Genomic DNA, 24,799 nt, shown 5'->3' with positions numbered 1-24,799 from the left:
ACCCTCTTCGGAGCCCGCCGCCAACCAAGCGCGCGGGCTCCGAATGTTTCTGGCTCAACACCCACCGACCTCGAGCAGCCCGTCCCAGGTTCCGTCCCGCACGCCATGCATCGGCGTGGAGAAGATCAACCGTGCTCCAGCACCCCCACTGCGAGACGCTGCGCGTTGACCGCGGCAACGACACCGCCCCCGCCGCACGCCGTCTCACAGCCGCTTTCGAGCGAGAGACCGAGCATCACCCGTTCGCGGCCCGGCCGCGCTGCAAAAACAAACGCTGCAAAAACACGGCCGCGCTCGCATCTGTAGGAGCCGACGCGTCCGCGACGAAGCCGCCAGCAGCGGCCGCGCGTCCACCGCCCACTTCAGCAGCCGCAAACGCCCGGTGCCGCAGTCCCCCACCCAACGCGACCACATCGGCCCAACCCCCGGTTCCGAGCGCAGCGAGACCAAGCATTGTCCGTTCGCGGCGCAGCCGCGGCCAAACAAACTCAGACCCACCAGCGTTCGAGGACCCGGGCCACACCGTCGTCGGAGTTGGATTCGGCGATCTCGTCGGCGGCGGCGAGGGCTTCGGGGTGGGCGTTGCGCATCGCGACGCCGTGACCTGCCATGGTGAGCATGGGGACGTCGTTGGGCATATCGCCGAACGCGATAATGGTGTCGGCCGCCACTCCGAGGCGCTGCGCGACCACCGCGAGGCCCGATGCCTTGCTGATGCCTGGTGCGGACAGTTCGATGAGCCCGTGCTCGGTCGAGTAGGTGATATCGGCGCGCTCCCCGATCAGCGGTGCGAGCACGGTGCGCATGTCGGAGCTACGCGCGCCCGGTAGGCGGACCAGCATCTTGATGGCGGGAGCGTCGATGACCTCCTCGCGGGCGACGGAAGTGTCGTCGGGATTCAGCCAGGCGTGCTCGTATTGTGGCGAGCTGACGAACTGCGGCGTCACCGCGTCGTGCGCGCTCGCACCGACCCGTTCAGCGGCGAGACCGCAGCCGGGCAGCGCCCATTCGGCCAGGTCCGCGAGCCAGCCGAGCGTCGCCACGTCCAGTGTCATGCTGGCGAGCACCCGATCGGAGGCACTGTCGTAGATCACCGCGCCGTTGCCGCACACGCACAGCGGCGCGTACCCCAGCCCGTCGACCACCGGGTCGATCCAGCGCGGCGGACGCCCGGTGGCGAGCACGAACGGCACACCGTCGGTGATCAGCGCGTCCACGGCAGCCCTGGTCCGTGCGGTGACCTGCTCGTCGTGATCGATGAGCGTCCCGTCCACATCGGTGGCCACCATCTTCGGCTTGGGCAGGTGCAAGAGCGTCACCTATTCCATCCTGCCGGACGACCCGGCCGCCCGGCTCACCGCCAGATCGATGTGGACATGCCCGGACACCGCGTGCCACACGCGTACGCACCCGCATCCTTATGATCGGGGGCAATACCGACGCTGGCCCGCCAGCCGAAAGACCAGAGGACTGATGACCGGCTTCCTGCTACGACGCGCGCTCAACTATGTCGTGCTGTTGCTGCTGGCTTCGTTCCTGACGTTCAGCCTGGCGTCACTGACGTTCCGGCCCCTGGACAGTCTCGAACAACGAAACCCGCGACCGCCACAGGCAGTGATCGATGCCAAGGCCGAGGAGTTGCACCTCAACGATCCGATCCCGCAGCGCTACCTCACCTGGATCAAAGGCATCCCACACGGTGATTTCGGCACCACGCTGGCGGGCCAACCGGTGAGCGAGGAGCTGCCGCGTCGGGTCGCGGTGAGTCTGCGGCTGCTGATCGTCGGTTCGCTGGTCGGCACGGTGCTCGGCGTCCTGATCGGCGCGGCGGGGGCGATCCGGCAATACAAGTTCAGCGACTACTTCACAACGGTGGTGTCGCTGCTCGTGCTGAGCACGCCGGTCTTCTTGCTCGCCACGCTGCTGAAATACGGTGCGCTGGAGATAAATTCGCTCACCGGCTCGCAGATCTTCCTCTATACCGGCGAGACGTCGGCGAGCAAGATCGACGGTTTCTGGCCGCAGCTGCTCGACCGCGTCCAGCACCTGATCCTGCCCACGGCGGGCCTCGCCCTCGGTGGTATGGCCGGCTACAGCCGCTACCAGCGCAACGCCATGCTCGACGTACTGCAGAGTGATTTCATCCGCACCGCCCGCGCCAAGGGCTTGACCCGCAGCAAGGCGTTGTACAAGCACGGCCTGCGCACCGCCCTGATCCCGATGGCGACGCTGTTCGCCTACAGCCTCGGTGGCTTGATCACCGGCGCCACGTTCACCGAGAAGATCTTCGGCTGGCACGGCGTCGGCGAATGGCTGGTCGACTCGATCAATGCCCAGGACCTGTACGTGGTGGTGACGGTGACCGCGTTCGCAGGCCTGGTTGTGCTGGTGTCGGGTCTGCTCTCCGACATCGTGTACGCGATTCTCGATCCGAGGGTGCGTGTGGGATGAGCCACAGGCCCGTAGGCGGCAGCCCACGTAACCACGTAGGGCCCGCGAATCCCACCAGGGAAGCAGCATGACAGAAGCCGAAATCATCGTCCAAGGTGCGCCCAAGGTCACCGCGACCGGGCGGCGCAAGCTGGTCTGGCGGCGTTTCCTGCGCAACAAGTCCGCCGTCGCCGGCGCGTTGATACTGATCGCGCTGTTCGTCGCGAGCTTCGCGCTCCCGCCGTTCCTTGCCTACGACTACCAACAGTTGGACTACACCGCGCTGCTCAAACCGCCGAGTCCCGAGCACCCCTTCGGCACCACCCAGATCGGCCAGGACGTGCTCGCGCAGACCTTGCGTGGGATGCAGAAGTCGTTGGTCATCGGCGTCTGCGTCGCTCTGTTCTCCACCTCCATCGCGGCAACCGCCGGCTCGGTGGCCGGGCTGCTCGGCGGCTGGACCGACCGCGCCATCATGTGGCTGGTCGACCTGCTGCTCGTGGTACCGAGCTTCATCATCATCGCGCTATTCGCGCCGCGCACCAAGGGCAGCGGATCCATCCTGCTGCTGATCGTCCTGCTGGCCTGCTTCGGCTGGATGATTTCCGCGCGCATCGTGCGTGGGCTGACGCTCAGCCTGCGTGACCGCGAATTCGTCAGGGCCGCACGGTATATGGGCGCACCGACCCGAACGGTGATCCTCAGCCACATCATCCCGAACATCGCCTCGATCCTGATCATCGACACCACGCTCACCGTCGGCTCGGCGATCATGGCCGAAACCGGGCTGAGCTTCCTCGGTTTCGGTGTGCAGCCGCCGGATGTGTCGCTCGGCTCGCTGATCGCGGCGGGCACCAAGTCGGCGCTGACCTACCCGTGGCTGTTCCTGTTCGCGGGTGGTCTGCTGATCGTCACGGTGCTGTGCGCGAACCTGGTCGGCGACGGCCTGCGCGACGCGTTCGATCCCGGCGCGAAGCGGGCTCGATCGAAGAAGAAGGCGCACGCATGACCGGTCAGGGCCCGGAGGCGGCAGCTCGCGTCACCACGCAGGGCCCCCGGTCATGCGAAAAACCACACCGCATGACCGGTCAGGGCCCGGAGACGGCAGCTCGCGTCACCACGCAGGGCCCCCGGTCATGCGAAAAACCACACCGCATGACCGGTCAGGGCCCGGAGGCGGCAGCTCGCGTCACCACGCAGGGCCCCGGTCATGCGAGAAAGGACACCGCATGACGGGCGCAGGCGCAACCGAGAAGGTCGCGGTCGAGAAGAGCTCGACGACACCGCTACTGGAGATCACCGACCTTCGCGTCTCCTTCCCCAGCGAGGAGGGCCCGACCGACGCGGTCCGCGGCGTCACCTATAGCGTGTCCGACGGCGAGGTACTGGCCGTCGTCGGCGAATCCGGTTCGGGTAAGTCGGTGTCCTCGCTGGCGGTGATGGGCCTGCTACCTGAGCAGGCTCGAGTGAACGGCTCCATCCGGTTCCGGGGGCGTGAGCTGCTCGGGCTCGGCGACCGCCAATTGTCCAAGCTGCGTGGCAGTGCCATCAGCATGGTGTTCCAGGACCCGCTGTCCGCGCTCACTCCGGTCTACCGGGTGGGAGATCAGATCGCGGAAGCTCTGCTGGCGCACGGTGCTGTGGGCAAGGCCGAGGCCGCGAAGCGCGCGGTGGAGCTGCTCGACCTGGTCGGCATCCCCGACCCGGAGATGCGGGCCAAGGCATTCCCACACGAGTTCTCCGGCGGCCAGCGCCAGCGCGTGGTCATCGCCATGGCGATCGCCAATGATCCGGCGCTGATCATCTGCGACGAGCCGACCACCGCGCTCGACGTGACGGTGCAGAAGCAGATCCTGAACCTGCTGCGCAAGGCGCGCGACATCACCGGCGCGGGCGTCATCATGATCACCCACGACATGGGTATCGCCGCCACCCTCGCCGACCGCGTCGCGGTGATGTACGCGGGCAAGATCGTCGAAACCGCCACCACCGCAGAATTGTTCAGCGCACCACGGATGCCGTACACCGTGGGGCTGCTCGGTTCGATCCCACGCATGGACGGTCCCCCGCGCCGACCGCTGATCCCGATCGTCGGCGCGCCGCCCGCTATGCACGCGCTACCGCCGGGCTGCTCGTTCGCACCGCGCTGCCCGATCGCGATCGACGACTGCCTGGCCGCCGAACCGCCGCTGGAGAAGACCGACCCCGGGCATGCCGCCGCTTGCGTCCGCACCGCCGAGGTCGGCACGGACGCGCTGTTCGAGGCCTACCGTAGTGAGATCTCCGAGCCGGAGGCCGAGGCGGAAGTCGAATCGCAGGTGGTGCTGCGGGTCTCCGACCTGGTGAAGACCTTCCCGATCACCTCGGGCGTGGTGCTGCGCCGCCGCAAGGGTGAGATCAGGGCGATCGACGGCATCAGCTTCGAAGTGCGGGCCGGTCGCACGCTGGCGCTGGTGGGTGAGTCCGGCTCCGGCAAATCCACGACACTCACCCAGATTCTCGATCTGATCCGTCCACAGGCCGGGGCCATCGAGATCATGGGCAGCGATGTCGCGACGATGAGCAAGGCGCGCAGGCGCGAGATCCGCAGGAGGATGCAGATCGTCTTCCAGGACCCCACCGCCTCGCTGGACCCGCGCCTGCCGATCTTCGACGCCATCGCCGAACCGTTGCGCATCGACGGGCGTCCACGCACCGAAATCGCCCGCCGGGTACCGCAATTGCTCGAACAAGTCGGCCTGCGTTCCGAACATGCCGACCGCTACCCCGCGGACTTCTCCGGTGGTCAGAAGCAGCGCATCAGCATCGCCCGCGCCCTCGCGCTGGATCCGGAGCTGCTCGTCTTGGACGAGCCGGTGTCCTCGCTGGACGTGTCGATCCAGGCCGGCGTGCTGAACCTGTTGCGCGACTTGCAAACCGAGCGAGCGTTGTCGTACCTGTTCGTCTCACACGACCTGTCTGTGGTGCGCAACCTCGCGCACGACATCGCGGTCATGTACCGCGGCAGGATCGTCGAATACGGCACCGCGGAGCAGATCTTCGCGGAGCCGAAGCACGAGTACACGCGGGCGCTGATCGACGCCGTGCCGGTCCCGGCCGTCAGCCGTTAGGGAGGAGAGCGCGATGCGGATCCGAACGAGCCGCGGCCGCACCCGATCACGCGCGGTGCGCTTGGCGGTCCCCGTCGTCGCATTCGGGCTGGTGGTCGCGGGCTGTGGCTCGGATGGCGCTGATGCGGCCGAGGGCCTTTCCGACACGCTCGGCGCCACCAGTGACATCAATCCCCGGAACCCGGACGAGGTGCGCGAGGGCGGCAACCTGCGGCTGACCACCACCACATTCCCGGCGAACTGGAACACGCTGTCCAACGACGGGAACGACGGCGAGATCGCCGATATCGAGCGGCCTTTGGTTCCCCGCGCGTTCCGTACCGATGCCGCAGGGCAGCTGGCCGTCGACACCGACTACTTCACCGACGTCCAGCTGACCAGCACCGACCCGCAGCAAGTCACCTACGCCATCAACCCGAAGGCCGTGTGGTCCGACGGGACCCCGATCACCTGGGAGGACATCCGCTCCCAGGCCAACGCGCTCAGCGGCGCCGACAAGCGCTTTCTGATCGCCATCACCAGCGGCTTCGACCGGGTCGACAAAGTCGAGCGCGGCGTCGACGACCGGCAGGCGATCATCACGTTCAAGCAGCACTACGCGGAATGGCGCGGGCAGTTCGCCGGAAACATGTCGCTGTTCCCCAAGTCGGTGACCGCCGACCCCGAGGCGTTCAACCACAGCCTGGTCGACAGTATGGGTCCGACCGCGGGCCCGTTCGTGGTCAAGTCCACCGATCGGGCACAGGGACGAATCGTGCTGGGCCGCAACCCGAAGTGGTGGGGCGACAAGCCGAAGCTCGACACCATCACCTACAGCGTGCTCGATCACGCGGCGTGGGTGGGCGCGCTGCAGAATAACGAACTCGACGCGGTGCGTCTGGCTACGATCGACGACGTGAAGACCGTCCGCGCCACCTCGGGACTGGCCATTCGCCGGGCACCGGGTAATCGCTGGCGGCACATCACATTCAACGGCGCCCCCGGCTCCATCCTCGCCGATCCGAAACTGCGTGTGGCGATCTCGAAGGCCATCGACCGCCAAGGCATCGCAACCGCCACCCAGAACGGACTGGTGGAGAACCCGAAGCCGCTGAACAATCACGTCTTCCTGCAGGGACAGGAGGGCTACCGCGACAACAGCCCCGGCTACGACCCGGCCTCGGCGGCGCGCGAACTCGACGCACTCGGCTGGAAACTCAACGGAGACGTCCGGGAGAAAGCCGGCCGCAAGCTGGTCATCCGTGACGTCATGTACAACGACCCGACCTGGGTGCAGATCGCGCAGATCATCCAACAGAACCTGGCCGGGATCGGGGTCGGCCTGGTGATCGACACCAAGCCGGGCGCAGGCTACTTCACCGATGTCATCCAGCCCGGCGACTTCGACGCCGCCCAGTTCGTCTTCATGGGCGACGCGTTCCCCCTGAGCAGCATCCCGCAGATCTACGGCTACCACCCCGACGACCTACAGGGCAATTACGGCCGCATCGGCTCGCCCGAACTGAACGCTTTGATCGACCGCACCCTCTCCGAACTGGACCCGGCGCAGGCCATCGACCTGGCCAACCAGGTAGACCGGGCGGTCTTCGAGGAAGGTCACTCGCTGCCGCTGACCCAGTCCGAAGGAAACGTCGGCGTCCGCGCCGACATCGCCAACTACGGGTCCCCCGGGCTCGCGTCCTACGACTACACCAAGATCGGTTTCCTGAAGTAGAAACGCAGCAGCGCTGCGGGAAGGAGCGAACCATGCGGATTCGTTCACTGACGACACGACTGGCGGTTGCCGTGGTCGCGATCGGACTGGTGGCTACCGGGTGTGGCTCGGACGACGAGGACGCACCCGCGGGCTCGTCCGCCTCGCTCGGCACCACGAACGACATCAACCCGCGGGATGTCGGCGAGCTGCGCGACGGCGGCAATCTGCGCCTGGCGCTCTCCTCGTTTCCGGCGAACTGGAACACCTTGTCCAACGACGGGAACGACGCCGAGATCGGCGGACTCGAGCGGCCGCTGATGCCGCGGTCGTTCGCCACCGATGCGGCGGGTGAGCTCTCGATCAACACCGACTACTTCACCGACGTCCAGCTGACCAATACGAATCCCCAACAGGTCACCTACACCATCAATCCGAAGGCCGTGTGGTCCGACGGCACCCCGATCACCTGGGAGGACATCCAGTCCCAGGCCAACGCGCTCAGCGGCGCCGACAAGGCGTTCCTGATCGCCAACAACACCGGCTTCGACCGGGTCGAAAAGGTGGAGCGCGGCGCCGACGATAGGCATGCGATCATCACGTTCAAGCAGCACTTCGCCGAATGGCGCGGGCAATTCGCGGGCAATACCTTCCTTTTCCCCAAGTCCGTCACGGCTACGCCCGAAGCGTTCAACAAGAGCCTCGTCGACGGCATCACGCTGACCGCGGGACCGTTCCTCGTCCAGTCCACAGACCGGGCGCAGGGACGAATCGTGCTGGGCCGCAATCCCAAGTGGTGGGGCGCGACCCCTAAACTCGACACGATCACCTACAGCGTGCTCGATTCCTCCGCTCAGCTCCCGGCACTGCAGAACAACGAGATCGACGCGGTCGGCCTCGGTACCCGCGACGACCTGAAGACCGCGAAGAACACGCCCGGCATCGCGATCCGGCGGGCGCCGGGCAACTCCTGGAACCACTTCACCTTCAACGGCGCACCGGGGTCGATCCTGGCCGATCAGAAACTTCGCGTGGCCATCTCGAAGGCGATCGACCGGCAAGGCATCGTCACCGCCATCCAGAACGGCCTGGTCGAGAACCCGAAACCGCTGAACAACCACATCTACCTGCAAGGACAGGTGGGCTATCAGGACAACAGCCTCGGGTACGACCCGGCCGCGGCCGCCAAGGAACTCGACGACCTGGGCTGGAAGCTCGATGGCGACGTCCGTGCGAAGGACGGCCGCAAGCTGGAGATCCGCGACGTCATGTACCAGGACGACACCTGGGTGCAGGTCGCGCAGATCATCCAGCAGAACCTCGGCGCGATCGGCGTCAAGCTGAACATCGAAACCAAGCCGGGCAAGGGCTACTTCACCGATGTGATCCAGCCCGGCAACTTCGACGTCGCGCAGTGGACCTGGGTTGGTGACCCGTTTCCGCTCGCGAGCCTGACCCAGATCTACGGATACAACCCGAACGACCTGCAAGGCAACTACGGCCGGATCGGCTCGCCGGAACTGAACGCGCTGATCGAGCAGACGGTGTCGGAACTCGACCCGAAGAAGGCGAGAGAGCTGGCGAACCAGGTCGATCGCACAGTGTTCGAGGAGGGCCACTCGCTGCCGCTGATGCAGTCCGCGGGCAACGTCGGGGTGCGCGCCGACTTGGCGAACTACGGCGCGGCGGGCCTGGCGTCCTACGACTACACGAAAATCGGCTTCTTGAAGTGAGTTTCGGATCCGGCCACCCGTTGGCCTATCCGATCACGGTGACGATCGGCGCTCTGGTGGTCTGTGCCGCCTGGGCGCCGTTCGCCACTTCGGACCAGGTGGCGGCGATCGCGGCCGTCGCGCTCGGCGTCATCGGATACACGGGGTATCGGATCGGCGTTGCGCGGGGCCTGCTTCCGTCCTGGCGTTCGGGAACCGCACGAACCGTGCGGGTTACCCGCATCCGCCAGCAACACCGCTTGCTCAGCCGGTCGTGGTTGCAGGTCGGCGGCACGGGTCGGCCACGCTGGCTCCCGGTCTACTTCGACCCGGCGCTGGCCGCCCTCACCGAAACCCAGGCCGAACTCACCGGCCGCACGATTCACATCGCCGGGCACCGCTTGTATCCCTCCGGGCGCATCCGCGACGTGGAACCGCCCGGCCGCCTGATCGACAATCCCAGCCGCCCAGACCCCGATGCGCCCGCGCTCGCCGCGACCGCCACCCGTCTGCGCCGCCGCCTCCTGCTCGACGCACAATCCACCGTCGCCGCCCCGTTCGCCGCACTTCTGTGGGTCTACCTCGACAATGGTGGCTTTCCCGCGTTCCTGGGCGCCACCGCGATAGCCGCCGCCACCACCGTATGGCTCTCGGCCATCCGCGGCTCCGACCCCACCTGAAGCGCAGCCGACGGGTTTCACCACGCGGCATTGTCAGTGCAGGCACCGCACTTATACCCGCACAGAACAATCGAGATCGGAAGCGAGCCATTTTGGCCGACCAATTGGTCTGACCACTTGACCTCCTTACCAACAGTGGCGCACAGTAGACGTATGGCGTTGCAACCTGTGGTCAAGCGGTCGGTGTCGGCGGATGTTTTCGAGCAGATCGCCGCCGATGTGCTCAGTGGGGAGTTGGCGCCCGGTGCGACGCTGCCCAGCGAGCGGCAGTTGGCGGAGGCGCTGGGGGTGTCGCGGCCCGCGGTGCGGGAGGCGCTGCAGCGGCTGGCGGCGGCCGGGCTGGTGTCCGTGCGGCAAGGAGACGCGACAACCGTGCTCGATTATCGACGCGGGGCGGGGCTCGAGGTCCTGCCTCGGCTGCTCGTGCAGGCCGGCGAACTCGACCCCGCCGTGGCGCGCAGCATTCTCGAGGCCCGGCTGCACAACGGACCGAAGGTGGCGGAGTTGGCCGCGCGACGGGCAGGCGCGACCGGGGCCGACGAAGTCGGGGCGCTCCTGAACGCCTCCGTCGAAGCGCTTGCCGCCGAAGAAGATCCAATCGCCCAGCAGCGGCAGGCGATGGAGTTCTGGGATCACGTCGTCGACGCGGCCGATTCGATCGTGTTCCGGCTGATGTTCAACATGTTGCGCGCCGCCTATGAACCGGCGCTCGCGGCGCTGGCTCCGATCATGTCCGCCGAGGTGGGCAACGTCGAGGCATACCGCGAACTGGCCGCCGCCATCGTGGCGGGACGGCCGCATAAGGCCGCCACCACGGCTCGTGCCCTGCTCGAACCGGCGACCACCGCTCTGATCGAGGTCCTCGGCGGACCCTGATCACGCGCACCACCTAGGAAGAACCTTAACGCTTCTCTCGCTTGACGGCGGGAGATTTCACGCTCCGACCGCAACCCAACCAGCCACCTGAAGGAGGTGATCGGATTGTCTGACGTCATCAACACGTGTGTGGCCGCGCTCTGCCACAGCCAGAATCACTCTGGCGGCGTTCCGGTCCCGACAGGTGGTGTACTCGCAGTCGCGGCATCGGAAGGTTCGTTCGGCGAGTTCGAGGTGCTGCTTGGCTCTCGCGAAACACCTCGAACACGTCATCGTCGTATAGGCGGGCCGCACCAACACCACCTTCCGGCCGGCCCGCGTGGCACGCTCGATCAGTTCGGTCTTCGTCACGCCGATGGCCGCGTCGGCAGCCTTGCGGGCCATCGTGGACTTAGCAAGGAACTTCGGGGTGAAATCCTCCACCGCGATCAGATCATGATGGTCGACAACGCTTTTCGCCCACACCCGCGCATCATGTCGGGTTTGGCGGGCGGCTTTCTTGTGCAGCTGGGTGGCCTCGCGGGCGGCGCACTGGTACCGCCTGGATTGCGGGCCGCGTTTGCCGCGGCGGCGTCTGGCCATCTTGCGTTGCGCCCGGGAAAGTTGGGCGGCACAACGTGCACGATGTCCGCGATAGGGCAGATCGAACGACGGGTCGGTGGTGGTGGCCGTGGCACGCACACCCCAATCGAGGCCGATACCGCCCTCTGCCACCGGCGCGGGATCGACAGTACGGCGGACGACGAACGACGCATACCAATGCCCGAGCGAATCCCGGAAAACACGCACACTGGACGGCTCCGACGGCAACTCCCGCGACCACACCACCGCAATACTCACCCCCTTCGCCAGCACCAGCCGCCCGTCCCGGAGACTGAACCCGCGCTTCGTGTACTCCAGCGACGGCCGGGTCCTCTTGCGGGGTTTGAACCCAGGCCGACCCCGGCCCTTGACGGTGAACGACTGATCGAGCGCTCGCGCATAGGTGCGCAGCATCTGCTGTTGGACGACTTGGGAACCCTCCCGCAACCACGCGCTACGCGAGCGAGCCTCGGTCAGCAACTTGCTCAACGTACCGAACGTCGGCCTGTTTCCCGACTTCTGCTGGTAGACAGCCTCATTCCACAAAAACCGGCAGCGATGCCACTCAGCTTCCAGACCAGACTCCACGATGGAACCAAGCCGTAACCGATAGCTGTACCGCACCACCTCCTCCATGCCCGCGAATCTAGCCGACACCACCGACACACCACCCCGACACAAGAAACCGCGAAAGGAGGACGGCGCCTCCGCACCCTCGCGAACGAGGGAGTCTCCGCGCCGCACACCTGATGACGAAACCCAAAGCATCCGAACCGGATTCGGTGGAGGCGGACGCTCGGGCGCGAGCGCGCCGGGACGAGCGGGCACTTCGCCGCGGACTGACTCTCGGCCAAGCCTTCCGCGAATTCCTCCGTCATCCCTCACCGTGGATGATCGGAACCACACTGGCCGGCGCGCTGGCCGGCCGGATCGTCGTCGGCGACTGGCAGCCGACCGACCTGCTGGTGCCCGCGGTGATGCTGGCATTCTTCCCGGCCTTCGAGTGGATCGTGCATGTCACCGTCTTGCATTGGCGTCCGAAGCAGCTCGGGCCGATTCCGATCGACAGCGAGCTGGCCCGCAAACACCGTGAACACCATGTGGATCCGCGCAACATCCCGCTGATCTTCATCCCGACGAAGACGCTGTCGGTGCTGGTCGTCGTGCTGATCGCGCTGGCCGCGTTCGCCTTCCCTCGCCTGGGCCTCGGGCTGACCTTCCTGATCACCATCACACTGCTCGGCCTCGGTTACGAGTGGACGCACTATCTGGTCCACACCGACTACAAGCCGAAAGGCTCGCTGTACCGCGCGGTGTGGCGCAACCACCGCCACCACCACTACAAGAATGAGCACTACTGGTTCACGGTCACGACCTCCGGCACCGCCGACCGCCTGTTCCGCACCTACCCCGACCCATCGACGACCGAGAGCTCCCCCACCGCCCGCCACCTGCACTCTGCCTGACCCCGGCCGATGTCCGCACTTCCGCAGTGAGTGCGGACGTCGGCCGCCATTCGGTACGGCACCTTCGGTGGCCGCGGTGACTACCGCCGACCGAGCCCGGTCCGCACGAACCCATCGTCGCGGACCGGGCTTTTCGTTTGGATACCCACGCTTGACAGATCTATACCCTAGGGGGGTACCGTAGAGACACGACAAGGCGGCGGCAACAACGAGGAGAACCACCGTGAGCACAACCACCCTGACCGTCACCGGGATGACCTGCGGTCGCTGCGCCACCTCGGTCCGCGACGAGATCGGCCGCATCCCCGGCATCGCCGCCATCACCGTCGATCTCGCCGACCGCCGGGTGACCTTCGAGGGCACCGGCCCGGTCGAGCGCGGCGACCTCACCGCCGCCGTCGTCCAGGCCGGCTACTCGGTCGCCGACTGAGCCCGAACGGAGCATTCGATGAACGCGACGACCAAGTTCGCCGGTTTCGCCCTCGGCCTTGCCGCGGTCTTCGGGACAGCCCTGGCGATCGGCGCGGCGATCGGCCCGGAGCCCGCCCACGATTCGACCGCACACGCGGACGGGGCCGCACCCGGCGGATCCCGCTCCGCCGACGTACCTGGAGGAATGCTGGCCACCGACCGCGGATACACCCTGCGGCTCGACACCACGCAGACCACCGCGGCCCCGAATGTCCCGCTGCGCTTCCACATTCTGAACCAGGACGGCGCACCCGTCACCCGCTACGTGCGCAGCCACGACAAGGACCTGCATCTGATCGTGGTCCGCAGGGACATGGCGGCCTTCCAGCATGTGCACCCCGTGCTCGACGGCAACGGAAGCTGGAGCGTCCCCCTCGACCTCACCCGATCGGGCGACTACCGAGTGTTCGCGGACTTCACCCCGGAGGGCGGCGACAACCTGATCCTCGGCGCCGACCTGCGCGTCGCGGGCGGATACGACCCGCAACCACTGCCCCCGGCGGCCACGAGCACCACGGTCGGCGGCTACACCGCCACGCTGGACGGCAGCGTCATCCCCGGGCAGGCCTCGAAAGTCACCGTGTCGGTGCAACGCGAGGACAAGCCAGTCACCGACCTCCAGCCCTATCTCGGGGCCTATGGCCACCTGGTTGCGCTGCGCGCCGCCGATCTCGCCTACCTGCACGTCCACCCCGACGGCCACCCTGGCGACGGCGTGACCGCGGCCGGACCGGGCATCACCTTCTATGTCACGGCGCCGAGCGCGGGCGACTACCGACTGTTCCTAGACTTTCAACACGAGGACGTGGTCCGTACCGCCGAATTCACCGTGACCGTCGCGCCGAACACCACCACACCGGCCGCCGAACCGGCGCGCGCCGAACAGAGCGGCCCGCAGCCCGTACCGAGCGGCCACGGCCACTGACAGGCACCACCTGCCTGACCCACCTCACCCGCACCACGCAGAATGGAGCGCCCGATGACCACCGCGACACAACCACCCACCGCCGGGCGGGTCGAATTGGTGATCGGTGGCATGACCTGCGCGTCCTGCGCCCATCGCGTCGAGAAGAAGCTGAACAAGCTCGACGGCGTCACCGCGACCGTGAACTACGCCACCGAGAAAGCTCGGGTCGATTTCACCGGCGATGTCTCTCCGGGCGACCTGATCGCTACCGTCGAGCAGGCCGGCTACACCGCGGCACTACCCGCCCCGCCCGAGCCGCGGGAAACCGCTGCCGCGGATGATCCCACCGCGGCGCTGCGCACTCGCCTGCTGGTCTCGCTGGCGCTGACGGTACCGGTGATCGCCATGGCGATGATCCCCGCGCTGCAGTTCACCAACTGGCAGTGGCTCTCGCTGACCCTCGCCGCGCCGGTCGTGGCATGGGGGGCGCTGCCGTTCCACCGCGCGGCGTGGACCAACCTGCGTCACGGCACCTCGACCATGGACACCCTCGTGTCGATGGGAACTCTCGCGGCGCTGGGCTGGTCGCTGTATGCGCTGTTCTGGGGCACGGCCGGAACCCCTGGCATGACGCACCCGTTCGAATTCACCATCTCGCGCATGGACGGCACCGGAAGCATCTATCTGGAGGCCGCGGCGGGCGTCACCACCTTTATTCTGGCCGGGCGCTTCTTCGAGGCACGCTCCAAGCGGCGCGCCGGTGCGGCACTGCGCGCCCTGCTCGAGCTCGGCGCCAAAGAGGTCTCGGTGCTGCGCCGTGCGAGCGACGGGCCCGAAGGAGGCGGCGAGCGTAACCACGCAGGGCCCCGGGAGCACGGCGATGGATACGGCGGCACCGAGCAACGAATTCCGGTGGAACAGTTGGCTGTCGGCGATCGGTTCGTGGTCCGGCCCGGCGAGAAGATAGCCACCGATGGCGTGGTGCTGGAGGGGGCCTCGGCCGTGGACGCCGCCATGCTCACCGGCGAGTCGGTGCCGGTGGAGGTCGGCCCGGGCGACACCGTAGTCGGCGCCACCGTGAACGTCGGCGGGCGGATCGTGGTGCGCGCGAGCCGGATCGGGTCCGACACCCAGCTGGCACAGATGGCGCGGCTGGTCGAGGAGGCGCAGACCGGAAAGGCACAGGCGCAGCGGCTGGCCGACAAGATCTCCGGGATCTTCGTGCCGATCGTGATCGCGCTGTCGGTCGCGACGCTCGGATTCTGGCTCGGCACCGGTGGTTCCGTGGCCGCGGCGTTCACCGCGGCGGTGGCGGTACTGATCATCGCCTGCCCGTGCGCGCTCGGGTTGGCAACGCCGACCGCGCTGATGGTCGGTACCGGGCGCGGTGCGCAGCTCGGCATCCTGATCAAGGGTCCCGAGGTGCTGGAGTCGACCAGGCGGGTGGACACGGTGGTGCTGGACAAGACCGGCACCGTCACCACCGGCCGGATGACGCTGCTCGACGTGGTCGTCGCGGAGGGCGAGGACACCAACCGCGTCCTGGCATTGGCTGGGGCACTGGAGGATTCGTCCGAGCACCCGATCGCGCGCGCGATCGCCAATGGCGCCCGCGAGCGGGTGGGCGAGCTGAAACCGGTGGAAGGCTTCGCGAACATCGAGGGCCTGGGCGTGCAGGGTGTGGTGGACGGCCACGCGGTGATCGTCGGGCGGGCCCGGCTGTTGGCAGACTGGTCGCAACACCTCGACGACGGCCTGGAACGGGCCATGCGCGCGGCCGAAGCCGAGGGCAAGACCGCCGTCGCGGTGGGGTGGGACGGCAGGGCACGTGGCGTGCTCGTGGTCGCCGACGCGGTGAAACCGACCTCAGCGGAGGCGATCGCCCAGCTGCGCGCGCTCGGCCTCACCCCGATCATGCTGACCGGCGACAACAACGCGGCCGCCGAAGCGATCGCCGCGCAGGTCGGCGTCGACGCGGTGATCGCGGAGGTGTTGCCGCAGGACAAAGTGGGTGCCGTCAAGCGGTTGCAAGCAGAGGGCAAGGTGGTCGCCATGGTCGGCGACGGCGTCAACGACGCCGCGGCGCTGGCCCAAGCCGATCTGGGGCTCGCCATGGGCACCGGCACCGACGTCGCCATCGAGGCAGGCGACCTCACCCTGGTCCGCGGCGACCTGCGTGCGGCGGCGGACGCGATCCGATTGTCCCGCAGGACACTCGGAACGATCAAAGGCAATCTGTTCTGGGCCTTCGCCTACAACGTTGCCGCGATCCCACTGGCCATGGCGGGCCTGCTGAACCCGATGCTCGCGGGCGCCGCGATGGCGTTCTCCTCGGTCTTCGTCGTCAGCAACAGCCTGCGACTGCGGACCTTCCGCTCAACCGCCCGGTAGCGAAACACCGGACGGGACGGCACACATATAGCCATCCCGTCCGGGCAGTCGCCAGAAGGTCTACACGTCGGCGCACATCCGCATGCGCATAACGACATGGGCCACAGTACCCGACGATCAGCCGGGGACGGTGGTCACCGCGACGAGCGAGGGCTGTATGAGCATCCCGTACACCTCGATCGACACGGCGCCGTTCGGCGTCTCGGTGGCCCACTGGGCGTGCTCGGTAATCCCTTGCCCGAGATACGCTTTCGCCCCAGGTGACCAGGTCACCGCCACCTGGCTGAGCGCGGGTCCGAGGTTCAGGTTCGCGATCGCGGTCGACTCGGCGTGGTCGAGATACACCTCGGTCCCACCGGGAAACGGATTCAGCGCCACCGCGGAGGCGGTCGCGCCGCCGAACGCCATGGCCGAACATCCTGCCGTCAGCGTGACCAAAACCGACATGATCCGACGATTCATCCGAATCCCCTTTGGCATAAGCACACGACATCGGCCGTCCGACCGGTCATGCCACCTTTGCCCAGCGCCATGCATTCAGCAAATCAATGTGATATTAGTCACATCAGAGAGCCCTCAGCTCGCCACCGCCACGTCCGCACCGAACGCGCTCGCATGGTCGGCAGCCCACTCGGCGTACGTGCGGGCGCGGCCAAGGATCTGGCGCACATCGTCGGTGACGATCGCGTTGTGTCCCGCGCGGACGTAGGCCTGACCCGCCAAGGCCCCGTCCGCGAATTCGGCGGACATTCCGGCCGTGAGCATATGCTCGCGCGCCTCGGCCTCCGGTATATCGACGACCTGCACCGGATGTCCGACGACGGCGGCCAGGGTCGCGGCCAGGTCGTGAGTACTGCGCAGCTCTGGGCCGGTGAGCGTGTAGACACGGCCCGCATGTTCGGCGGACAGCAGCGCCTCGACGGCAACCGCGGCGACGTCGCGTGGGTCGATGAAGCCCTGCCTGGCCCGACCGGTCATGTTCGGCACCGGGTTTCCGGAACGGATTGCTTGGGCCCAGCTCAGTGTGTTGGAGGCGAAAGAGCTGGGGCGCAGAATGGTCCAGTCCACGCCGCTCTCGCGCGCGGCCTGCTCACCAGGTAGATGCCAGGTCCCGACCCGGCCGAGGGTCACGTCGCCGGTGCCGATGGCGGAGAGCTTGACGATGCGGCCGATCCCCGCGTCGCGGGCCGTGGTGATCAGGGCGCGGTCGGCCTCGGCGTACTCCGGACCGAGCACTCCGACGACGAACGCGGCGTCGGCGCCTGTCATCGCTGCCGCGATGGACGCGATGTCCGTGTAGTCGCCCCGCACCACCTCGACGCCCGCCGGAACCTCGGCGCGACCCGGGTCCCTGGTCACTGCTCGGACCTGCTCGCCACGGTCGGCCAACTGCCGAATGATTTCACTGCCGATAGTGCCTGTCGCACCGGTGATCACGATCATGGAGACAACCGTGCCCCCGGAACGCCCAGGTCTCTAGGAAATTTCGGCACACCCGGCTCGGCGGCGGACTGCTTAGAGTGGATGAGTGACCGCCATGCTGCACCCGCCGCCCGTCGCGACTGCCGACTCGGTCGAAACGTCCGAGCTCGCGCCGGAGTCGCTGCGGCCATGGCTCGCCGAATTCGCCCGGATTCCGACGATGCTCGACCTGTCCGAGCCGTTGGCGCAAGTTCCACAGACGGCGACCACGATCGTGCTACGTGCCGAGCACGCCGGTACGCGCGACGCGCTCGTCGTCGGGCCGCAGACCAAGGCGACCTACTGGCGGCCGAACAAGCCCGCGGGATGCGTCCGCCTGCGTCTGGTGCCAGGCGCTGTTCGTTCGCTGCTCGGCGTGCCCGCCACGGACCTCACCGATCGGGCCGTGCGGCTCGAAGATCTGCCAGGCCCCGCCGCCGATCTCGCCGCCGAGCTGGTCGAACTCGCGCCGGACGAGATCATCCGGTACCTCGAGGACGAGCTGCCGCGTCGCATCGCCGACGATCCGGCACAGCGCGACCACCGCCATCTCCTCGCCGCCGCCGTGGCCGCCATCTCAGCCGACCAACCCGTTCCGGTGCCCGAACTCGCCGCGCGACTGTCGGTCAGCGAACGCCAACTCCGCAACCTGTTCGCCAGCGGAATCGGCGTCTCCCCCAAGCACTTCGCCCGCATCGATCGGGTACGCAAGGTCCTGTCCCATGCTGGAACCATCCCGTGGGCCGAATTGGCCGCCGCCAACGGCTACTACGACCAATCCCATATGTCAGCGGATTTCCGAACCCTGATGGGCGTCCCACCCACCATGTTCTTCCGCGGGCGCCTGCCCGCCCCTACCCCATGCAAGCCACTGAGCAAGCTGCACTGAGGGCCTGCATTGAAAGCCAGGCCGGTTCAAGAGTCGTCAGCCGCGGCGAACTCGGCTTCGACGGTAGTTCGGAGTCGGCACTCATCGTTTCCGCCTTGACCTTGACCCCGAGGTCACGGTTTAGCGTCCCGAGCATGGAAAAGACGAACACCCTGCACGGCCGGGCGGTACTCATCACCGGAGGAGGCACCGGGATCGGCCGTGCGACGGCTCGGCAGTTCGCCGCCGCGGGCGCCGACGTCCTCATCGTCGGCCGGACCGCCGAACGCCTGGCGGAAACGGCGGAACAACATCCGAATATCCGGACGTACGTGGCCGACATCGCCGCGCCGAATGCCCCAGTCGACATCGTCACCGCCGCACTCGACACGTTCGGCCGCATCGATGTCCTGGTCAACAACGCCGCGATCACGCGCCCGGCCCCACTCGGTGCGATCGACCGGAACATCGCCGAACAACAGGTCGCGACGAACCTCTTCGCCCCGGTGTTCCTCACCCAACACGCCCTGCCGCATCTGACGCCCGACAGCACGATCGTCAACGTCACCTCCAACTCGCCGCACCACGGCTGGCCGAACAACTCGATCTACGGATCGACGAAGGTGGCCCTCGACTTCCTGACCCATACGTGGGCTGTCGAGCTCGCGCAGCGCGGCATACGTGTCGTGTCGATAGCTCCCGGGATCACCGCGACACCGGTGCTGAGCCACACCGGTTTCTCAGACGAACAGATCGCGGCGGCGGGAAAGGAGCTTCGGGCCCGAATCCCCCTCGGGCGGGTAGCTCGGCCGGAGGAGATCGCATGGTGGATCGTGAACGCGACGCGACCCGAAGCCGGCTACCTCACCGGCACGATCATTCGCGTCGACGGCGGGCTCGGTGCGGGAGGATGAGAATAGAACGATGCTGATCGGAGAACTGGCGGACAAAGCAGGCACTACCATTCGCGCACTACGGTACTACGAGCAGCAGGGCCTGCTGCACCCCCGACGAGCGCCGAACGGTTACCGATCGTACGACGAGTCGACGGTCGCCCAGGTGAGCAACATCAAGCTACTGCTCTCGATCGGCTTGACCAGCAATGACATCCGTACCTTCGGACCTTGTCTCGATGCGGAAGTCACCGACGGCCCCGTCTGTCCAGCGAGCGCGCGGGTCATCGCCCGGCGGCTTACTGCGGTAGAAGAGAAGATCGCCGCGCTGGACGTCGTCCGGGCACGCCTCACCGAGGCGTTGACCAAGGCCCACGGCAAGTAGTGCTTTGATAAAGCCCGGCGGTCAAACCATGTTGACATGCCAGGCGTCGTGAGGTTCAGGGCAGTTGAACTCGCCATCCTGCACACCAGCGGTGAAGGCGTCTCACTCGCCAGGGGTGAAGGCCAACGCCGGGCCGGTCGGGTTCTTCGAGTCAACTCCCTCTACAACCTCCAGGATGAGTCGTCGGCTCTCGCCCTAGCGCCGCAGGTGGGGTCTCGGGGATACCCGACTGCGGTTGCGGTCCATGGATCACGTTGTCGCACTGCGGGATCGGCAAGATATCGATCCGCAAACCCCGCGCCAGGAAGATCGTGCAGGCCAGGCCGGTGAGGATGTCGTAAACCGGTTCCCGCACCACCTGAGCTCCTGCTACTGCTGGGCCGCGTCCTTGCGCGCGGCCTTGGCCTCCGCTTCGGCGGCATCCATGGCGTCCGCCTCCGCCAAGGTAGGGGCGCTGCCGCCGAGTCGGGCGGGGACCCAGTACGCGCCAGGTTCGTGCACGTAGTCCTTCTGGAGATCCAGCAGCATGTCCTGCATGGTCGAGCGCAGCTCGGCGGTGAGTTCGGCGGCGGGCTCGTACGGCTGGATCGGCTCGCCGACCGCGATCGAAACGGGAGTGTTGGTGCGCCCGAGACGTTTCGGGAAACCCTTGGTCCAGACCCGCTGCGCACCCCAGATAACGATCGGGATGATCGGCACCTCCGCCTCGGTCGCCATGCGCGCCGCACCGGACTTGAATTCCTTGATCTCGAAGCTGCGGCTGATGGTCGCCTCGGGATACACGCCGACCAGCTCGCCGCGGCGCAGATACTCGACCGCGGCCTGGTAGGAATCGGCGCCCGCGGAGCGATCCACCGGAATGTGTTTGAGCACTCGCATGATCGGACCGGAGATCTTGTTGTCGAAGACCTCCTTCTTCGCCATGAACCGGACGTAGCGCTTGGGAGTGCGCACCGGTAGGCCCGCATAGGTGAAGTCCAAGTAGCCGGTGTGGTTCACTGCCAACACGGCACCACCCCGCGCGGGAATATGTTCCTCACCCTTAACGGTGAACTTCAGACCTTCGAGGAAGAAGACGGTACGGGCCAGCCCGATGATCGTCCGGTAGACGGGTTCCACCATTCCGCTAGCGTAGTCGCTGCCTGTCCCCTCCAGCAGCACGCCGCCACCGCGCGCCGCGCCGGAGCGGAGACGGCGACCACCCCGACCACACGCCTGAGAGAAAGAGGATCGTCGCAGTGGAACGTGCCCGACCGAAACCGCTTGGACACGAGCGGAAAACGTGGGATCGAGATCGGGCGGCAACGTCGCGACCCCGCTCCTCGGACGGGGTGGCCGCGGCGTCGATCCAGTGCACGCAAACCGGACCTCGGATCGCACGGGCGCGAGGGGTGCTGCTCGGCGGCTTGGCGCTGACCGGCGCTGTCCTGCTGACCGGCTGCGACTCGGCCGTCGGTATTCCGGACGACAGCGCGCCGAGGGTGACCGCGCGCGACACGACGCCACCTCCCACCGTTCCGATCACCGTCCCACCGGGCACCTCGGCATTGCCCCCGGTTCCCGCCGACGCTCCGCCGGTCGGCGCGGTCCCCGGACTACCCGCCGCCGCGGCCGCCGTGCAGCGCTGGGCAACCGACCTGGCATCCGACACCGTTGCCGAATCGCAGGCGAAATGCTGGACCATCGCGCCGCGCAACGTGGCCGACATGTACGAGAACCAGCAGGCCATCCTGACCGCCCTTGCCCAGCCGGGCACGTCCACCCAGGACATGGCCGTCTGGAAGAGCCGGACCACCACGGTCGCGGTGGACCGTGCCGCGGTCGACAGCGGCTACGCCTGCCCCCGGGTCGCCGTGGCGGGCGCGGACATCGAGTACAACGACGCCGACGCCAGGCACACCGTGCGCCGCTATCTGGCCAGACTCGTCGGCGCCCCGCTCGACCCGGCCGACAAGGAAGGCGCCTACCCACTGATCTGCAAGGCGTCCCCGGCCACCTGGGATCCCACGGGGACCGGGCGCCCGGTCCCCGCGCCGCTTGCCGACAACCAGGGCATGCTTACCGGGACCACCAAGTTCGCCGACCAGGAGATCCGATCGGAGCAGCTGCGCACGAACTACCTCGCGGTGCTGGTTCCGGTGACCGACTCCTCCGGTGTGACACAGACCCGCACCTTCACTCTGCTGTCCGGTCCGGACGGCTACTGCATCGGCGACGTTTCGCCGTAACCACTACCCTGGTTGGCTGGTAACGGTCAGGAGGAGCAGCTAGTGCAGATCACCAGCGTCGGACACGCCGGATTCCACATCCGCACCGCGGCCGGGTCGATCCTTTGCGATCCCTGGGTCAACCCCGCCTACTTCGGTTCGTGGTTCCCGTTCCCCGACAACACCGAGCTGGACTGGGACGAGCTGGGCAATTGCGACTTCCTGTATGTGTCGCACCTGCACCGTGACCACTTCGACGCGGGCCACCTGGCGAAGTACGTCAACAAGAACGCGACCGTGTTGCTGCCGGACTACCCGGTGCCGGACCTACGGCGGGAACTGGAGAAGCTCGGCTTTCACGAGTTCGTCGAGACCGAGGACTCGGTCAAACACACGGTGTCCGGGCCGGGCGGCGAGCTGGACGTCATGATCATCGCGCTGCGCGCGCCCGCCGACGGGCCGATCGGCGACTCCGGGCTTGTCGTCTCCGACGGCGAGACCACCTGCTTCAACATGAACGACGCCCGCCCCGTCGACATGGACGTGCTGCACGACGCGTTCGGTCACATCGACATCCACCTGCTGCAGTACTCGGGCGCCATCTGGTACCCGATGGTCTACGACATCCCGGCCCGCACCAAATCGAACTTCGGCAAGCAGAAACGTCAGCGCGGCATGGACCGGGCGCGCAGCTACGTCGAACAGGTCGGCGCCACCTGGGTGGTGCCCTCGGCAGGCCCGCCGGTGTTCCTGGACGACGAGCTGCGCTACCTCAACGACGACCGCGGCGACGAGGGCAACATCTTCCCGGACCAAGTGGTCTTCCTGGAGCAGATGCGGATCCACGGCAACTCCGGGGGGATCCTGATGATCCCCGGTTCGGTCGCCGACGTGCGCGGCGCCGAGCTGACGCTGACCCACCCGAGCGATCCCGCCGACATCTACGACAACAAGGCCGAATACATCGAGCGGATGGCGCAGCGGATGGCGCCGGTACTGGTGACCGAGAAGGCGACCTGGGCCACCGCGGAGGGCTCACCGCTGGAACCGCTGAAGAAGCTGTTCGAGCCGATCATGGCGCAGAGCGATCTGATCTGCGCCGGCATCGGCTACCCGGTCGGCCTGGTGATCGGCGAGGAAACCGTGGTGCTCGACTTCCCCAAGCGGGTGGTGCGCGGCCCGATCGAAGGCGAGGGCAAGTACCGCTACGGCTTCCGTATCGCACCGGAACTGGTCCACACAGTGCTGCGCGACAACGAGCCGGATTGGGTGAACACAATCTTCCTGTCCACCCGCTTCCAGGCCTGGCGCATCGGCGGATACAACGAATTCCTCTACACCTTCTTCAAATGCCTCACCGACGAGCGGATCGCCTACGCCGACGGCTGGTTCGCCGAGGCGCACGACGATTCCGCCTCCACCGAACTCGACGGCTGGGAAGTCCAACGGCGCTGCCCGCATCTGAAGGCAGACCTGTCGAAATTCGGTGTGGTGGAAGGCAACACCCTCACCTGCAACCTGCACGGCTGGCAGTGGGATCTGGAGTCGGGACGGTGTAAGACGTCCAAGGGGCACGAACTGCGCTCGCACAAGCTGGCCTGAGCACACCCCGGCCTGACCGCCAGTTCCTCCGCGCAACACCTGCTCGTCGGCCCGGCCACACCTGCCACACCGGCGCGGCGACCACGACAGCACCGACTCAGGACTGCGACCGAGCGGCGATGCCGACCGCGACGAGGGTCAGCACACAGCCGATGATCGCGGTGGCCGACAGGCCGGCGCTGGTCGGGGTCAGGACGTCGAGGACGAGTGACGTCGTCAGCTGCCCCGCCACCGAGGTGAGGCCGAGGAGCAGGACACCAATCCAGCGGACGGTCGACGCGGCAAGAGCGATGAAGGCGACGCCGATCAACCCGCCGAGGTAAAGCCATGGCTGGGTGGGGAATTCGGCCGGACCGCCGGAGGTCGAGACCACTGCGGCTTCGATGACGATCAGCGCGATCAGGCCGACGCAGAAGTTGACGATGGTCGCCGAGAACGGCCCACCGACGGCACCAACCTTGCCATTCACTGCCTGCTGCCAGGCCAGGCCGATCCCCGCGAGCGCGGGCAGCACGATCAGCAGCGCGGTCGGTGCGCCGCGCAGCGCATCGGGGACAGAGAGGCCACCGGTGGCTCTGGTGTAGCCGAACCCGGCCACCAGCACCGCAAGCACGCTGAGCGCCGCACCGACCAGGCGCACCGCCGTTATCGGCGTGCGGCCGCTCGGGCCGAGTCCGAGCCTGTCGACGACCAGGCTGCTGAGCAACTGCCCCGCGACGGTCGCCACGGTGAACGCCGTGACGCCGATGGCCGCGACGGTGAGTCCCTGGCACGCGACGAAGAACGCGCCACACAAACCGCCGAGCAGCTGCCACGGCCGCAGCACGCCGTCGGACAACGCCCGCCGCACCTGCCGCGCACCGTCGCGCAGCCGCCCACTGAACGCGAATGCCACCGCGAGCACCGCGAGCCCGGTGCCGAAACTGATAGTGGCGGCGGCAATCCCGTCGTGCAGCCGCGCACCGAGCGCACCATTGATCCGCCCCTGCACCGCGACACCGGCGCCGATACCGAACCCGAAAAGCAGCCCGAGCCTCACCTCCGCGGTCATACCCCGCACGCTAC

General features: G+C 67.3%; 22 protein-coding genes. 16 read left to right on the top strand and 6 right to left on the bottom strand.

Annotated features, from left to right (window positions below; translation table 11 throughout):
• Positions 1 to 488: 488 nt before the first annotated feature.
• A complete protein-coding gene (locus OHB12_RS25625; RefSeq protein ID WP_442800136.1) occupies positions 489 to 1,289 on the bottom strand; it encodes an HAD family hydrolase in 801 nt (266 codons plus the stop codon).
• Between the two features lie 184 nt (positions 1,290 to 1,473).
• On the opposite strand from OHB12_RS25625, the gene OHB12_RS25620 reads away from it, so the two are divergent.
• The 7 genes from OHB12_RS25620 to OHB12_RS25590 all read left to right on the top strand — a co-directional run bounded on the left by OHB12_RS25620 (position 1,474) and on the right by OHB12_RS25590 (position 10,501).
• Positions 1,474 to 2,451, top strand: coding sequence for an ABC transporter permease (locus OHB12_RS25620; protein ID WP_327111426.1), 978 nt, complete (start codon positions 1,474 to 1,476; stop codon positions 2,449 to 2,451).
• 67 nt (positions 2,452 to 2,518) lie between these two features.
• Positions 2,519 to 3,439 carry an ABC transporter permease gene (locus OHB12_RS25615; RefSeq protein WP_327111424.1) on the top strand — a complete coding sequence of 307 codons (921 nt, stop codon included), beginning with the start codon at positions 2,519 to 2,521 and terminating at the stop codon, positions 3,437 to 3,439.
• Between the two features lie 220 nt (positions 3,440 to 3,659).
• Positions 3,660 to 5,540, top strand: coding sequence for an ABC transporter ATP-binding protein (locus OHB12_RS25610; protein WP_327111422.1), 1,881 nt, complete (start codon positions 3,660 to 3,662; stop codon positions 5,538 to 5,540).
• Between the two features lie 13 nt (positions 5,541 to 5,553).
• Positions 5,554 to 7,254, top strand: coding sequence for an ABC transporter family substrate-binding protein (locus tag OHB12_RS25605; protein ID WP_327111420.1), 1,701 nt, complete (start codon positions 5,554 to 5,556; stop codon positions 7,252 to 7,254).
• A 32-nt stretch (positions 7,255 to 7,286) separates the two neighbouring features.
• Positions 7,287 to 8,966, top strand: a complete 1,680-nt coding sequence (locus OHB12_RS25600; RefSeq protein ID WP_327111418.1) for an ABC transporter family substrate-binding protein — start codon at positions 7,287 to 7,289, stop codon at positions 8,964 to 8,966.
• Positions 8,963 to 9,625, top strand: coding sequence for a hypothetical protein (locus OHB12_RS25595; protein ID WP_327111416.1), 663 nt, complete (start codon positions 8,963 to 8,965; stop codon positions 9,623 to 9,625). Before OHB12_RS25600 ends, OHB12_RS25595 begins: the two co-directional genes overlap by 4 nt.
• 153 nt (positions 9,626 to 9,778) lie before the next feature.
• A complete protein-coding gene (locus OHB12_RS25590) occupies positions 9,779 to 10,501 on the top strand; it encodes a FadR/GntR family transcriptional regulator (RefSeq protein ID WP_327111414.1) in 723 nt (240 codons plus the stop codon).
• A gap of 57 nt (positions 10,502 to 10,558) precedes the next feature.
• On the opposite strand, the gene OHB12_RS25585 is transcribed toward OHB12_RS25590, so the two are convergent.
• Positions 10,559 to 11,719, bottom strand: a complete 1,161-nt coding sequence (locus tag OHB12_RS25585) for an RNA-guided endonuclease InsQ/TnpB family protein (RefSeq protein ID WP_327111412.1) — start codon at positions 11,717 to 11,719, stop codon at positions 10,559 to 10,561.
• Between the two features lie 113 nt (positions 11,720 to 11,832).
• Here OHB12_RS25585 and OHB12_RS25580 point away from each other — a divergent pair, with 113 nt between their 5' ends.
• The 4 genes from OHB12_RS25580 to OHB12_RS25565 all read left to right on the top strand — a co-directional run bounded on the left by OHB12_RS25580 (position 11,833) and on the right by OHB12_RS25565 (position 16,318).
• Entirely contained in the window at positions 11,833 to 12,549 is a 717-nt protein-coding gene (locus OHB12_RS25580; RefSeq protein WP_327111410.1) for a sterol desaturase family protein, read from the top strand.
• Between the two features lie 223 nt (positions 12,550 to 12,772).
• Positions 12,773 to 12,979, top strand: a complete 207-nt coding sequence (locus OHB12_RS25575; protein ID WP_327111408.1) for a heavy-metal-associated domain-containing protein — start codon at positions 12,773 to 12,775, stop codon at positions 12,977 to 12,979.
• 18 nt (positions 12,980 to 12,997) lie between these two features.
• The gene (locus OHB12_RS25570; RefSeq protein WP_327111406.1) at positions 12,998 to 13,945 is read left to right on the top strand and encodes a hypothetical protein; all 948 of its coding nucleotides are present in this window, start codon (positions 12,998 to 13,000) and stop codon (positions 13,943 to 13,945) included.
• Between the two features lie 54 nt (positions 13,946 to 13,999).
• Positions 14,000 to 16,318: a heavy metal translocating P-type ATPase gene (locus OHB12_RS25565; protein ID WP_327111404.1), complete on the top strand. Its 2,319-nt coding sequence runs from the start codon at positions 14,000 to 14,002 to the stop codon at positions 16,316 to 16,318.
• Positions 16,319 to 16,435: 117 nt separating this feature from the next.
• Here OHB12_RS25565 and OHB12_RS25560 read toward each other — a convergent pair whose 3' ends face one another.
• Complete coding sequence (locus OHB12_RS25560; RefSeq protein WP_327111402.1) at positions 16,436 to 16,780, bottom strand: hypothetical protein; 345 nt, start codon at positions 16,778 to 16,780, stop codon at positions 16,436 to 16,438.
• Positions 16,781 to 16,894: 114 nt separating this feature from the next.
• A complete protein-coding gene (locus OHB12_RS25555) occupies positions 16,895 to 17,761 on the bottom strand; it encodes an NAD(P)H-binding protein (RefSeq protein WP_327111400.1) in 867 nt (288 codons plus the stop codon).
• 94 nt (positions 17,762 to 17,855) lie between these two features.
• Between OHB12_RS25555 and OHB12_RS25550 the strand changes: the two genes are divergently transcribed.
• The 3 genes from OHB12_RS25550 to OHB12_RS25540 all read left to right on the top strand — a co-directional run bounded on the left by OHB12_RS25550 (position 17,856) and on the right by OHB12_RS25540 (position 19,925).
• Complete coding sequence (locus OHB12_RS25550) at positions 17,856 to 18,668, top strand: helix-turn-helix domain-containing protein (protein ID WP_327121444.1); 813 nt, start codon at positions 17,856 to 17,858, stop codon at positions 18,666 to 18,668.
• A gap of 134 nt (positions 18,669 to 18,802) precedes the next feature.
• Entirely contained in the window at positions 18,803 to 19,561 is a 759-nt protein-coding gene (locus OHB12_RS25545) for an SDR family NAD(P)-dependent oxidoreductase (RefSeq protein WP_327111398.1), read from the top strand.
• A gap of 10 nt (positions 19,562 to 19,571) precedes the next feature.
• On the top strand, positions 19,572 to 19,925 hold the full coding sequence (locus OHB12_RS25540) for a MerR family transcriptional regulator (protein ID WP_327111396.1): 354 nt from the start codon (positions 19,572 to 19,574) through the stop codon (positions 19,923 to 19,925).
• A 369-nt stretch (positions 19,926 to 20,294) separates the two neighbouring features.
• On the opposite strand, the gene OHB12_RS25535 is transcribed toward OHB12_RS25540, so the two are convergent.
• On the bottom strand, positions 20,295 to 21,044 hold the full coding sequence (locus OHB12_RS25535) for a lysophospholipid acyltransferase family protein (protein ID WP_327121442.1): 750 nt from the start codon (positions 21,042 to 21,044) through the stop codon (positions 20,295 to 20,297).
• Between the two features lie 119 nt (positions 21,045 to 21,163).
• Here OHB12_RS25535 and OHB12_RS25530 point away from each other — a divergent pair, with 119 nt between their 5' ends.
• A complete protein-coding gene (locus tag OHB12_RS25530; protein ID WP_327111394.1) occupies positions 21,164 to 22,153 on the top strand; it encodes a hypothetical protein in 990 nt (329 codons plus the stop codon).
• A 42-nt stretch (positions 22,154 to 22,195) separates the two neighbouring features.
• Positions 22,196 to 23,734 carry a Rieske 2Fe-2S domain-containing protein gene (locus OHB12_RS25525; RefSeq protein WP_327111392.1) on the top strand — a complete coding sequence of 513 codons (1,539 nt, stop codon included), beginning with the start codon at positions 22,196 to 22,198 and terminating at the stop codon, positions 23,732 to 23,734.
• A 97-nt stretch (positions 23,735 to 23,831) separates the two neighbouring features.
• Here OHB12_RS25525 and OHB12_RS25520 read toward each other — a convergent pair whose 3' ends face one another.
• Positions 23,832 to 24,785: a DMT family transporter gene (locus tag OHB12_RS25520; protein ID WP_327111390.1), complete on the bottom strand. Its 954-nt coding sequence runs from the start codon at positions 24,783 to 24,785 to the stop codon at positions 23,832 to 23,834.
• Between the last annotated feature and the right edge of the window lie 14 nt (positions 24,786 to 24,799).

Source organism: Nocardia sp. NBC_01730 (assembly GCF_035920445.1).
GTDB lineage: Bacteria > Actinomycetota > Actinomycetes > Mycobacteriales > Mycobacteriaceae > Nocardia.
This window is presented reverse-complemented; position numbering and strand designations above follow the sequence as displayed.

What these genes read in the sequence shown, in the direction of transcription:
- OHB12_RS25625 (WP_442800136.1), bottom strand. Translation starts at nt 1,289, where the DNA reads ATGGTGGCCACCGATGTGGACGGGACGCTCATCGATCACGACGAGCAG.
- OHB12_RS25620 (WP_327111426.1), top strand. Translation starts at nt 1,474, where the DNA reads ATGACCGGCTTCCTGCTACGACGCGCGCTCAACTATGTCGTGCTGTTG.
- OHB12_RS25615 (WP_327111424.1), top strand. Translation starts at nt 2,519, where the DNA reads ATGACAGAAGCCGAAATCATCGTCCAAGGTGCGCCCAAGGTCACCGCG.
- OHB12_RS25610 (WP_327111422.1), top strand. Translation starts at nt 3,660, where the DNA reads ATGACGGGCGCAGGCGCAACCGAGAAGGTCGCGGTCGAGAAGAGCTCG.
- OHB12_RS25605 (WP_327111420.1), top strand. Translation starts at nt 5,554, where the DNA reads ATGCGGATCCGAACGAGCCGCGGCCGCACCCGATCACGCGCGGTGCGC.
- OHB12_RS25600 (WP_327111418.1), top strand. Translation starts at nt 7,287, where the DNA reads ATGCGGATTCGTTCACTGACGACACGACTGGCGGTTGCCGTGGTCGCG.
- OHB12_RS25590 (WP_327111414.1), top strand. Translation starts at nt 9,779, where the DNA reads ATGGCGTTGCAACCTGTGGTCAAGCGGTCGGTGTCGGCGGATGTTTTC.
- OHB12_RS25585 (WP_327111412.1), bottom strand. Translation starts at nt 11,719, where the DNA reads ATGGAGGAGGTGGTGCGGTACAGCTATCGGTTACGGCTTGGTTCCATC.
- OHB12_RS25580 (WP_327111410.1), top strand. Translation starts at nt 11,833, where the DNA reads ATGACGAAACCCAAAGCATCCGAACCGGATTCGGTGGAGGCGGACGCT.
- OHB12_RS25570 (WP_327111406.1), top strand. Translation starts at nt 12,998, where the DNA reads ATGAACGCGACGACCAAGTTCGCCGGTTTCGCCCTCGGCCTTGCCGCG.
- OHB12_RS25565 (WP_327111404.1), top strand. Translation starts at nt 14,000, where the DNA reads ATGACCACCGCGACACAACCACCCACCGCCGGGCGGGTCGAATTGGTG.
- OHB12_RS25560 (WP_327111402.1), bottom strand. Translation starts at nt 16,780, where the DNA reads ATGAATCGTCGGATCATGTCGGTTTTGGTCACGCTGACGGCAGGATGT.
- OHB12_RS25555 (WP_327111400.1), bottom strand. Translation starts at nt 17,761, where the DNA reads ATGATCGTGATCACCGGTGCGACAGGCACTATCGGCAGTGAAATCATT.
- OHB12_RS25550 (WP_327121444.1), top strand. Translation starts at nt 17,856, where the DNA reads ATGCTGCACCCGCCGCCCGTCGCGACTGCCGACTCGGTCGAAACGTCC.
- OHB12_RS25545 (WP_327111398.1), top strand. Translation starts at nt 18,803, where the DNA reads ATGGAAAAGACGAACACCCTGCACGGCCGGGCGGTACTCATCACCGGA.
- OHB12_RS25540 (WP_327111396.1), top strand. Translation starts at nt 19,572, where the DNA reads ATGCTGATCGGAGAACTGGCGGACAAAGCAGGCACTACCATTCGCGCA.
- OHB12_RS25520 (WP_327111390.1), bottom strand. Translation starts at nt 24,785, where the DNA reads ATGACCGCGGAGGTGAGGCTCGGGCTGCTTTTCGGGTTCGGTATCGGC.